This window comes from Actinoplanes sp. NPDC023801 (assembly GCF_040639655.1).
GTDB lineage: Bacteria > Actinomycetota > Actinomycetes > Mycobacteriales > Micromonosporaceae > Actinoplanes.
Map to the genome: position 1 here is coordinate 97,269 of NZ_JBFAAI010000031.1, position 11,322 is coordinate 108,590.

General features: G+C 73.1%; 10 protein-coding genes. 2 read left to right on the forward strand and 8 right to left on the reverse strand.

Annotation, left to right across the window (positions count from 1 at the left end):
• Nucleotides 1–63: 63 nt before the first annotated feature.
• From AB0G04_RS36750 to AB0G04_RS36760, 3 genes are read right to left on the reverse strand one after another with little or no spacing between them, the layout of a single operon-like run.
• On the reverse strand, nt 64–987 hold the full coding sequence (locus tag AB0G04_RS36750) for a sugar kinase (RefSeq protein ID WP_360992771.1): 924 nt from the start codon (nt 985–987) through the stop codon (nt 64–66).
• The gene (locus AB0G04_RS36755; protein ID WP_360992774.1) at nt 984–1,622 is read right to left on the reverse strand and encodes a bifunctional 4-hydroxy-2-oxoglutarate aldolase/2-dehydro-3-deoxy-phosphogluconate aldolase; all 639 of its coding nucleotides are present in this window, start codon (nt 1,620–1,622) and stop codon (nt 984–986) included. The genes AB0G04_RS36750 and AB0G04_RS36755 overlap by 4 nt, the downstream gene beginning before the upstream one ends.
• 40 nt (nt 1,623–1,662) lie before the next feature.
• Nucleotides 1,663–2,535 (reverse strand): hypothetical protein, encoded by an 873-nt coding sequence (locus AB0G04_RS36760; RefSeq protein ID WP_360992777.1) that lies wholly within the window; start codon nt 2,533–2,535, stop codon nt 1,663–1,665.
• A 52-nt stretch (nt 2,536–2,587) separates the two neighbouring features.
• On the opposite strand from AB0G04_RS36760, the gene AB0G04_RS36765 reads away from it, so the two are divergent.
• Nucleotides 2,588–2,881, forward strand: a complete 294-nt coding sequence (locus AB0G04_RS36765) for a DUF1707 domain-containing protein (protein ID WP_360992780.1) — start codon at nt 2,588–2,590, stop codon at nt 2,879–2,881.
• Here AB0G04_RS36765 and AB0G04_RS36770 read toward each other — a convergent pair.
• From AB0G04_RS36770 to AB0G04_RS36780, 3 genes are all read right to left on the reverse strand, one after another.
• Complete coding sequence (locus AB0G04_RS36770) at nt 2,837–3,418, reverse strand: hypothetical protein (protein WP_360992783.1); 582 nt, start codon at nt 3,416–3,418, stop codon at nt 2,837–2,839. The two genes, AB0G04_RS36765 and AB0G04_RS36770, sit on opposite strands and share 45 nt — an antisense overlap.
• Before the next feature lie 36 nt (nt 3,419–3,454).
• The gene (locus AB0G04_RS36775) at nt 3,455–6,253 is read right to left on the reverse strand and encodes a winged helix-turn-helix domain-containing protein (RefSeq protein ID WP_360992786.1); all 2,799 of its coding nucleotides are present in this window, start codon (nt 6,251–6,253) and stop codon (nt 3,455–3,457) included.
• Nucleotides 6,254–6,316: 63 nt separating this feature from the next.
• Entirely contained in the window at nt 6,317–7,357 is a 1,041-nt protein-coding gene (locus AB0G04_RS36780) for a class I SAM-dependent methyltransferase (protein ID WP_360992788.1), read from the reverse strand.
• A gap of 83 nt (nt 7,358–7,440) precedes the next feature.
• Here AB0G04_RS36780 and AB0G04_RS36785 point away from each other — a divergent pair, with 83 nt between their 5' ends.
• Nucleotides 7,441–8,343: an NADP-dependent oxidoreductase gene (locus AB0G04_RS36785; RefSeq protein WP_360992791.1), complete on the forward strand. Its 903-nt coding sequence runs from the start codon at nt 7,441–7,443 to the stop codon at nt 8,341–8,343.
• Here AB0G04_RS36785 and AB0G04_RS36790 read toward each other — a convergent pair.
• Entirely contained in the window at nt 8,336–10,498 is a 2,163-nt protein-coding gene (locus tag AB0G04_RS36790; RefSeq protein ID WP_360992794.1) for an N-acetylmuramoyl-L-alanine amidase, read from the reverse strand. The genes AB0G04_RS36785 and AB0G04_RS36790 overlap by 8 nt on opposite strands.
• Nucleotides 10,499–10,614: 116 nt before the next feature.
• Nucleotides 10,615–11,109: a TspO/MBR family protein gene (locus tag AB0G04_RS36795; protein ID WP_360992797.1), complete on the reverse strand. Its 495-nt coding sequence runs from the start codon at nt 11,107–11,109 to the stop codon at nt 10,615–10,617.
• Nucleotides 11,110–11,322 lie beyond the last annotated feature (213 nt).

Consider the following 11,322-nt stretch of genomic DNA (forward strand, 5'->3'; position numbering starts at 1 on the left):
TCAAATCGATGAATTCGCCGTTGTCGAATCGGTACCCGTTCGCTCCGCGCCCTAACCAGGTTTTCAGCGGACGATGTCGCCGCCGCCGAGTGCGCCCAGCTCAGAGCGGGTGGGCAGGCCCTCGCAGTCGCCCGGGACGGTGACCGCGAACGCGCCCGCGGCGATCGCCGTCCGCAGCCGCTGCCCGGCATCGGCCCCGGCGAGCCGGTCGGCGAGATAGCCGGCCACGAAGGCGTCCCCGGCACCGACCGTGTCGACGGCCCGGACCCGCAGGGCCGGCACCTCGAACCGCTCGCCGCCGATCAGGGCGGCGCAACCACGGGCACCGTCCTTCACCACGACCTCGGCCGGACCCAGCTTCGCCAGCCCGTCCACCGGGTCGCCGTCCACGAACAGCGCCGCCTCCTCCGGGCCCGCGAACACCACGTCGGCACGGCTGACCAGGTCGCGCAGCACCGGGGCCGCGTCGAACCGGGACCACAGCTTGCCGCGGTAGTTGACGTCCACCGACACCGGGACGCCGGCCGCGCGGGCCTCCTCGACGGCGTGGAAGACCGCGGCCCGGCACGTGTCGCTCAGGGCCGGGGTGATGCCGGTGACGTGCACGATCCCGGCCGCGGCGATCTCCGCGCGGGGCACGTCGGCGGGCACCAGGCGCGAGCCGGCACTACCGGCGCGGTGGTAGTCGGCCTGGATGAACTCGCTGGACCGCTGGTAGCGGATCATCAGGCCGGTGTGGGCGTCGTCGGGGACGGCCAGGACCCGTACGCCCGAGGCCCGCAACCGGGCCGCGATGATCGCACCCGTCGCGTCCGGGCCGAGACGACCCAGCCAGGTCGCGTCGCCTCCGAGCCGGGCGACTCCGATCGCCACGTTGCTCTCGGCACCGGCCACGCCGAGGGTGAAGCCGCGGGCGTGCTCCAGCGGGCCGATGCCGTCGGCGACGAAGATGCCCATCGACTCGCCGAAGGTGAAGAGGCCGCTCATGATCGTGCGAGGGTGACGGCGTCTACCGCCTGGCGGGCACGGGCGGCCAGAGCGGTCAGGCTGCCACCGGTCGCGGCGTCGCCGATCAGCGGCCCGCCGAGGCCGACCGCGACCGCACCCGCGGCGAGCCACTCGGCGATGCTGTCCAGGCCGATGCCGCCGGTCGGCATGACCCGCACGCCGGGCAGCGGGCCGCGGAGGTCCTTGAGATAACCGGGGCCGAGGCCGCCGGCCGGGAACAGTTTGACGATCGGCGCGCCGGACCGCTGCGCCGCGTGAACCTCGGTGGGGGTGAACGCTCCGGGATAGAACGGCACCGGCTGCGGGCCGAGGCCACCGACCGGCGCAACCAGGAAGGTGGCGCCGGCGTCGACGGCCGCCTTCGCGTCGTCCTCGGTCAGGATGGTGCCGGCGCCGACCGCCACGGTGTCGGGCAGCCTGCGGCGCAGGCCGGCGATCGAGTCCAGCGCGCCCCCCGAGGTGAGGGTGACCTCGAGAGCGGTGACACCGGCGGCGACGAGGACGTCGGCGACCGCGGCGAAACCGTCGGCGGTGGGGGCTCGGAGGACGGCGACGAGCCCGCAGTCGGCGATGGCTGCGGAGACAGGATCGAGGGGTGCGTTCTGATCGGTCACGGCCTCGATCCTGCCCGATGCAAACGTTTGCAGAAAGTTGTCAGCCGACCAGGCGGCCGATCGTCTCGAAGACGTCGGCGTAGAACGTGCCACCGATGCTGCGGAACAGCTGGAAGTCCTTGCCGGGGCTGCCGAAGAACGGCCGCAGGGTCCACGCCAGCTGGGTGCCGACGAAGCCGAACAGCAGGATCCAGATGTAGAGCAGCGTCATGCTTGCCGAGCCCTCGGGCCGGGCGGCCGGGACCTCGCGCTGATGCGGGTGCGCGACCGGCCAGGCCGGCGCGACCGGAGGAGCGGCCACCGCGACGGCGCCGTCCCCGTTCACCGGTGCGGCCTGGGCCGGAACCGGAGCGGGGGCCGGTGCCACCGCCGGGGCAGGGGCCGGGGCCGGGGCGGCGGCGAGAGCGGTCTTCTCCTGGTGGTCGTTGATCGCGCGCATGCCGGCGGTCAGGAAGCGAAGCCCGACCAGGGCGGTCAGCATCAGGATCGCCACGTTCAGCAACTTGAAGAACGCGTAGCTCTGCGCGGTGATCAGGAAGAACAGACTGATCGGGGCGAATGCCAGGGTCAGCACCGCGGTCACGGTGATGGTCACCATGATCAGTGTGAGCGCCTGGAGCACCGACAGTTTTGCTCCGAAGACCAGGTTGAACAGGTAGAGCGTCGGCAGGCAGATCGCCAGCGTGGCCAGGAACAGCAGCGGCAGTTTCACGAAGGACGCCGCGGCCTGCAGGGCGCTGTTGGAGAAGCCCAGCACCGCACCGTAGAGGGCGAGGCTCAGCGCCGAGCTGATCAGCATCTGCCCGGTGAGTTGTTTGAGGTCGCGTTCCTCGATTATCTGCCGCCAGATTCCGTCACGGTCACGCAGTAACCGCTCGATCACGAGGAGGCTGTTCCCGGCAGAGCTGGCCATCTTTGACTCCCGAGGGTGTGGGGGAACGGTCGCGGAGGCTTACCCTGTCGCCGTGAACGAACCGACCACGAGGGCCTCCGACGCAGAACGGTACCGTGTCGTCGCAATGCTTGAGAAGCACGCGGCCGCAGGTAGGCTGACCCTGGACGAATACACCGAACGCGTCGACCGGGCCCTGGCCTGCCGGACGCACGGCGATCTGGCGCAGGTCACCGCGGACCTTCCTGAACCGGAACCGGAGGAACCGCCCGCCGAGGACGACGACAACCGTCACCTGTTGTGGGCGTTCCTCGCAGCAGCGTTAGTCCTGGTGCTCCTCGGTGTGGTGCTCGGGCTCGCCCGCTGACACCGGGGCACGGCGCGGCCGGGCCCGGCCGTTGACGGGGACCGGTGGCTTGGGCGGGGTGTCCACGATGCCCAGCTCGTCGCGGATCGCCGCCTCCAGCTGCTGCACCACCAGCGGCACCTGCGCCAGCAACTCACGGAAATGGGTCTGCGGCTGCACCCCGACCACCCCGGCCGGGTTCATCTCCCCGTGCAGGCGCTCCAGCTGCATGTGCACAGCCAGCGCCGCGCTGCGCACCGGGCCGGACGCCAGCAGGCGGACCGGCATCAGCGCTGGGCCGACCTGGTCCACGTACACGATCGGGGCCGGAGGCTTCTCCCCCGCGTCGAAACTCGTCCGCAAACGGTGCGTCGCGTGCTCGAACGCGGCCAGCAGACGGCAGTAGGCGTCCTTACGTTCCTCATACCACCGCCGGTCCCGCCGGCCACGGTCGAGCAGGTGGTTGTTGCGGGCGACGACCAGGTGCGCCGCCGCGGCACCGGCCAGTGCGAACACGACCGCCACCAGGGGCAGTCCCCACCACGGGATCTGAGACACCCGCTTACCGTATCGAGCCGGGCGGCGAGCGGTCTGTCAACCACTCCCGCGGGCGAGCGCCGCGTCGATGGCTCGCGCCACCTCGGCGGTCACCCCGGACGGTCCCAGCAGCTCCCCGCGCCGCCGCAGCGCCGCCACCCGGTCCGGGCCGAGCCGCTCGGCGGCCGCCGCCCGGGCGCGCCGCAACCGGGCCGCCTCGGCCGGATAGACCTCGGCCGGTGGCAGTGCCCCGTCGAGCAGCACCGCCGTCTCGTCGGCACCGATCCGGACCAGCAGCACGATCAGATTGCGCAGGGCCGCCGCGTGCAGGGTGTCGTTGCCGGCCAGCCGCCACAGACGCAGCACCTCCCGGAACTCGGCGAGCGCCGGAACGGGGTCGCCGTGCCGGCTGCGCACTGCCACCGCCGCGGTGCCGGCCGCCGCCCGGAACAGGCGGTCGTCCACCGGCACGGCCAGCGCCACGGCCTCGTCGAACAGGGCGAGTGCCCGCTGCGGGTCGGTGTCACCGAGGGCCTCGCCCAGGCCGTACCGCGCCTCGGCCCGGGCGCTCGGATTACCTGTCGCGTCGGCAAGCGCCACCGCCTCGCCGGCCCGTGCCGTCGCCTCCGCCACCCGCCCCGACCAGGCCAGCACCAGTGCCTCACCGACCAGGCCGGACACCCGGTGGACCGGTTCGCCGTCCATCGCCCGGTAGTGCGCCAGGGCCGTCTCCGCCTCACAGGCGACGAGAGCCACGTCACCAAGCACCTCGTGCGCCGCGGCGCCCGGCGGGTCGGCGCGCCCCGCCAGGTCACGGGCCTCGGCCAGGTCGCCGCGGCCCCAGGCGTGGGTGGCCGCGGCGGCGAACGCGTCCGGGAGGGGCGGGCCGTCCATGGCGGCACGGCCCCAGGCGAGCACCTCGTACTGCTGGCAGCGGTAGCCGTAGCGGTACATGGCGGCGGCCAGCCGCAGGTCCGGCAGGAGTGCGTCGATCTCGCGGACCGCGGCGGCCTGCTCCGGGCCACGCATCCGGCGGTCCAGGTCCCCGGCCGCGGCGGCCATCACCGACGCGTGCCGCACCTCGGTGCGCGCCCGGTCGTCGCCGGCGTTCCCCGGGTCCGCGGTACGCCCGTGATCGTCGCCGATGTTCTCCGAGGCGTACGCCCGGACGGTCTCCAGCAACCGGAAACGCCCGGGCCCGTGCCGGGACACCAGTGACCGGTCCACCAGGCCCGCCAGCAGGGCAGCGATCCGGGCCCGCGGCAACTGCTCGTCGGCGGCGACCGCCTCGGCCACGGCCACCGTGAACGCCCCGGCGAAGACCGCCAGTCTGTGCAGCAGCAGTGCCGACGGCCCGTCGAGCAGCCCGAACGACCACGCCACCACGGCACGCAGGGTCCGGTGCCGGGCGTCGCCGCCGCGGCTGCCCCGGTCGAGCAGGTCCAGCCGGTCGTCGAGGCGGGCGTGCAGCTCGCCGACGCCGAGGACCGCCGCCTGGGTGGCCGCCAGCTCGATCGCGAGCGGCAGCAGGTCGAGACGTTCGACGATGTCGCCGACCAGCGGCGAATCCTCGACCCGGGCCCGCTCCCGGAACAGCCGGCGGCCCGCCCCGGCGTCCAGCGGGCCGAGCCGCAGCACCCGCTCACCGTCGACGCGCAGGCTTTCCTGGCTGGTCACCACGAGGCTGGTCGCGGTCGGCGCGGAGCCGATCCGGGGGCGATGGGTGCCGCTCAGGGCCCCGGCCACCCGGGCCGCCGCGCCGAGCACGTGCTCGCAGTTGTCGAGCACCACGACCCGGTGCGTGGCGGCAGCCGCGGCGATCACGGTGAGCGGATCGTCGTTCGGCGTGAGCCGGGCGCCGACCCCCACAGCCACCGCCTCGAACAGGTCCTCCTCGCGCACCGCGGCGGCATCGACCCAGGCGACCCCTGCGGCGGCCCGCACGGTCTCGGCAACCAGGCGGGTCTTGCCGACGCCACCCGGTCCGACGACGCTGACGAGACCCGGCCCGGCCAGGAGAGCGGCGAGTTCGCGCTGCTCACTGTCACGACCGACGAAGGACGAGAACCTGAGCGGTACGGACCCCACGCCTCCGCGCCGGGCCGCGCCACTTTCCGCGGGTGGCGTCGCGAACGACGAATCGGACGACGACGACGCCGCCGCCGGCTGGCGGAGCGGCACGGGAGTGTCGCCTCGCAGGAGGGCGAGCTGCGTACGGCGTACGAGATCGGAGGGGCCCAGCCCCAGACGGTCGGCGACCGCGTCGCCATGCCGGCGCAGCGCCTCGAGTGCGTCGCCCCGCCATCCGGCCGCCGCCAGCGCACGGGCCAGCGCGAGGGTGCCCTCCTCCCAGCACGGGTCCGCGTCGGCGAACGCCCGCAGTGCGGCAGCGGCCTCAGCGGGTGGCAGGAAGGCGGCATGCCGAACCAGCGCCGCCCGGTGGAGCATGCCGAGCCGGGCCGCGGCACCCCGGAACGGCTCCCCCGGGAACTCCGGCAACGGCGTGCCGCGCCAGAGCGCCACCGCCTCGCCGGCCCGGGTGGCCGCCAGGTCCTCGAAGAGCAGGGCGTCGACCCGGGAGCGGTCGAGGTTGAGCCGGTAACCGGCCGGTTCGAGGGTGATCAGGCCGAACACCCCGAGGGCGGCCCGCAGCCGGGTCACGTGGGACTGCAGGCTGTTGCGGGCCGACGGCGGCGGATCGTCCGGCCACAGGGTGTCGACCAGCTCGTTCACCCCGACCGGCTGCCCGGCCCGCAGGGCGAGCGCGGCCAGCACGGTGCGCTGCGCCGCCCCGGCCAGGACGACCGGCCCCGCACCGCCGTCGACCTCGAACGGCCCCAGCACCCGCACCCGCACGGGAGAGACGTTAGGGCCGGCCCCCGGGGCGGCCGCAACCGAGAATCGGGGACCGGACAGATGTCAGCGCAGCCGGTAGAAGCGCCAGAAGTCGTTCTCGACGCCGAGCACCTCGGATTCGGCGTACCCGGCCTCCCGAGCCCAGGCGAGCAGGGTGGGCGCCCGCAGCACGGTGCCGTTGGCGACGACCGGGTCCTCGGCGCGGGTGGCGGGCAGGCAGTGCAGGACGCTGAACGCATACTGCAGCCGTTCCACCTCGCCGGCCGGGGCGGTGAACTCGTCGGACACCCGCTCGTCGGCGATCAGGACACTGCCGCCGGCTGTGAGCAGGCCGCGGGCGTTGCGCAGCACCCCGACCGGGTCCCCCATGTCGTGCAGGGCCTCGAAGACCGTGATCAGGTCGTAGGAGCCGCCGGTCTCGGCCGCGTCGCCGGTCATGAAGCTCACCCGGTCGGCGACACCGGCCTCGGCGGCGATCCGGCGGGCCTCGGCGATCGAGTGCTCGTCGAGGTCGACGCCGCGTACGGTGATCGACGGATAGGCGCGGGCCATCGCCACCGAGGAGTAGCCCATGCCGCAGCCGAGGTCGAGAACGCTCGCTCCGGGCTGGGCCCGCAGCCGGGCGTCGATCTCCGGGACGGCGGGTAGCCACTCCCCGGTCAGCAGGTACGTGAACATCGGCCGGTTGAACCCGGCGATGCCGTGCCGCACGTGGCCGTAGTCCGAGTAGGGCACCCCGGCCCCGGTCCGGAACGCCTCGATGACCCGTGGCGTGAGCAGGGCGACGCCGAGCGCGAACGCGCCCGCCGCACCCGCGTAGGCCGGGCCGTCCTCGTCGAGCAGCACCTCGGCGACACCGTCGGCGAGACCGAACGAGCCGTCGGCCACGACCAGGAACCCGGCCGCGGCCTGCTGTTCCAGCCACTCGCGGGCGTAGCGTTCGTCGATTCCAGCAGCTTTGGCGAGCGTGCCGGGAGTCTGCGGGCCGTCCCGCAGAACGGTGTAGAGGCCGAGTTCCCGGCCGAGTTCGACGGTGCACAGTTCGGCGGCGCCGACGAGGGCACCGAAAATCCGTTCGCTGAGGGCATCGATCGCGTTTGTCATGCCACCGAGCGTGCGCCGGGCCGCGTGCAGAATGCGTGCGGAACGCTTGACATCAACCTTGCTTGAGCTTGCAGTCTGCGCTCATGAGAGCAGTCGTGTTCGACCGTTACGGTCCGCCCGGAGTTCTGCGTGTCACCGAACTGCCCGATCCGTCGCCGGGTGAGGGCGAGGTGCTGGTCCGGGTACGGGCGGCCGGACTCCAGCCGTTCGACGTGGCGGTCCGGCAGGGGCAGATGCCGTGGGTACGGGCGAACTTCCCGCAGCAGATCGGTCAGGAGTACGCCGGTGTGGTCGAGCGGACCGGCCCCGGCGTGGACAACGTACGGCCCGGTGACGCCGTCCTCGGCTCGACCATGCTCAACGGCGCCGCCGAACTGCTGACCGTTCCGGCCGCCACCGTGGTCGCCAAACCGGACAGCCTCGACTTCGCGACCGCCGCGGGCCTCGTGGCGGCTTCCCAGACGGCGTCCGGCGCGCTGCTCGAACTGGCCGTGACCAAGGACGACGTGCTGCTGGTGCACGCCGGGGCGGGCAGCGTCGGCACGGTCGCCACCCAGCTGGCCCGGCTCGCCGGCGCCACGGTGATAGGTACGGCCAGTCCCGGCAACCACGACCGGTTGCGGGCGATGGGCGCCACGCCCGTGGCGTACGGCGAGCACCTGATCGACGCGGTCCGGGCCACCGGGCTGCAACCGACGGTGGCCCTCGACGCCGCCGGAGGGGAGGCGATCGCCCAGTCGATCGCCCTGGGAGTCGAACCGGACCGGGTCGGCACGATCGTGGACGACAAGGCAGCCGCCGAGCTGGGTGCCCGGGTGGTCCGTGCGGGCCGGTCGCCGGAGCGGCTGGCCGGGGTGATCACACTTGCCGCCGAGGGCAGGGTGGTGATGCCGGTGCTGACGTTTCCGTTCGAGGCGGCCGCCGAGGCGCTGGCCGCGGTCGAGTCCCGGCATGCCCGCGGCAAGGTGGTCCTGACATTCACCTGAGGTGCACGAGCCCGTCGATCGCCACCGAGGGCCGGCCGGTGGTGCCTTCGGCCTGCACCCGGACGGTGTGGCTGCCGCTGTTGCGCCACGCCCGCGTCCACACCGCCTGCCGGTGCTTCGCGCTCGCCGACCGCAGGTCGACGATGCCATGGAACTGGCCGTCGACGTAGATCCGGACCCGGCCGGATCCGGACGTCCGGGCGGCCACCAGCGCGGCCGAACTCCCGGTGAAGGTCCAGCTGAGCGAGGCTCCGGCGGACGAGGACACGACGGCTTCGCCGCCGAGGTATTTCTGGTCCCGCGCCGACCGCCAGGTTCCGGTCCGGGTGGCCTCGGCCTCGGTCAGCAACACGGGCGTACGGGTGACCGAGTCGCTCGCCGAGTTGCCGGCACGGTCGATGGCCGTGACCGCCCAGGTGGCCGGGTCACCGAGCCGTGCCGTGGCGGCGAGCGACCGGGCGCTGCCGGACAGGTCGGCGGTGTCGGCGCCACGCACCCGTACCGCCTTCACACCGGACGTGTCCGAGGCCGTCCAGCCGAGACGGACCGGGGCGGTCGTGCCGACCGTGCCGGCCGCCAGCGACACCGACGGGGTCTGGCTGAAGTCCGGTGCGTTCGGGTCGACGATGACCTCGGTGGCGGTCTCAGCGGTCTTCCCGGACAGGTGCACGGCCCGCACGCTGACCCGGTGGGTGCCGGGTTCGAGCCGTACCGCGACCTGCCGGTGCCCTCTCGGTGCCGCCGCCGACAGCCGCCCGTCGACCCGTACCTCGAAGCGGTCCATCATCCGGGTCGGGGTGGTGAGGTCCCACGCCGGTCCGGCCGGGCCGCGCGTGTAGTACTTCCCGTCGTACTCGGTGGCGCCGTTCACCCCGCGGTAACGCAGCCCGGCCGGTGCCGACCCGGCAGTTCTGCGGATGGCGGACAGCTGGCTGTAGAGCGCGTTGCCGGGGCATTCGGTACGGCCGGTGTCGCGGTGCCCGGAGATCCGGTGGAGCACGGCGGTCTGCCCGGCCGGGTATCGGTCGCTGCCGCCGGAGACCAGTCCGGCCTTGCCGAGCGGCGGATTGTTCCAGGCTCCCAGCTTGTACGCGGCAAGCTGCGCCACCGAGGCCCGGGCCTCGGCCGGGATCGCGGCGGACCGGTGGTCGCCGATCACCGCGACGGCACTGGCGTTGGCGTTGAAGCCGAGGGTGTGCGCGCCGAGGACGGACCGGTGCACCCCGCCGGCGCGGCCCTCGAAGATCCGCCCGCACCGGTCGACCAGGAAGTTGTAGCCGATGTCGTTCCAGCCCTTGCTCCGGACGTGGAACCGTTCGATCCCGCGCACGATGCTCGCCGATTCGTCGCAGGCGTAGTCGTTGCCGCTGGCGGTGTGGTGCACGAAGACGACGTGGACGGCCCCGGTGTACTCGGGCGGCTCCTTCACGATCGACTCGTCGGCACCCCATCCGGACCGGGTCGTCAGCCTCGGCACCGGCCGTACCGGCAGCACGACCGGCGCGGCGGGGTCGCTCCTCTGCAGCCGCCCTTGTGCCGCGACCGTCCGCAGGGCGGGCCCGGCCTCCGGTACGTCCGGGTCGCTCACCTGCTCCTGCCGAGGCCCCGCAACCGTCCGGAAGGCATGCCCGGAGTCCGGTGTGTCCGGATTGATCAGGTCGACCCGGAGCCCGTCCGGCAGTTCACCGCCGAGGGTCATGATCCGGGCCTGGACCCCGTCGGACGGGCCGACCCACAGCGGGTCGCTGGAGCCACGTACGCCGGGACCGCCGGACGAGGCGTCCGGGTTGTCGGTCTCGAGGAGCTGCCAGGATGACCATGTTCCGGTGCCGCGCTGCCGGGTCCGTACCTCGATGGCACCCCGCGGCGCGGTTCGCGGATCGGTCCAGGTGACGCCGACCAGGCTGAACGGCTCGGTGGCCCGCTTGGCCAGTTCCGCGGTCCGCGGCCGGGCCACCCGCCCGGTGGCGGCCAGCCGCATGCCGGGCCGCTCGGTCAGTCCGAACGTCTGCAGGACCGGCTGCGTCCGCGCCGTCCCGGCCGGGGTGACGGACGTGTGGACGGCGACGCCCGCCCCGGCGATCGCGACGGCCACTGCCGGGGTGGCGGCGGCCAGAGCGGCGAAGAGACGGGCGGTAAGCCGGTTGCGGCGCATGAGAGCTCCCCCGGCCACCGGCATGAAGGGGTCATTTCGGGATGCACCGGCGACCAAGAGCCACCCTGCCCGTTACTGGCGTGACGGGTGGGACGTTCTGTGAAAAAACCTCAGATTTATCGGTTGGCCAGCCAGATCGACGCATTGAGAGCGGTGGCGAAGGTGACCCATGCCCAGTACGGCAGCAGTAGTCCGGCCGCGACCCGGGAGATCGGCCGGAACTTCCACACCGTGACACCGATCAGCATCCAGAGAACCACGATGTCGATCAGCGCGAGCCCGTATTGCCCGAACCCGAAGAAGATCGGCGTCCAGATCGCGTTCAGGACGAGCTGGGCCGCGTACCAGTTGAGCGCCGGAGACCACCCGGTGCGCCGCCAGACCAGCCAGCCACTTACCGCGATCATCGCGTAGAGCACCGTCCAGACCGGCCCGAAGACCGAGGAGGGCGGCGCCCAGTCCGGTTGCTCGAGACTCCGGTACTCGTCCGCGGTGCCCGCCACCCCCAGCCCGCCGAGCAGGGCGGCCACCGCCACCGCCGCCCCGAACCCGGCCAGCGCCCACCACGGCGACATCGACCCGTGCCTGCCGCGCATCACATGACTCGTCATGCTCTCGCCTTACCCCCAAACCCCAGCCGGCTCCCACCGTTGTCTCAGCTCCGCTGAGACAACGACAGCGCACAGCCCGTTTCTCGCGGCTGGCGCCCACCGCTGTTTCAGCGGAGCTGAGACAGCCATCCGTGTCTTTCTGACGCCCGTGCCGTGCGTGAAAATCGGGGGTGGTCACCCGCTCACGTCGTCTCCGCTTGGTGCTTCGAGCCC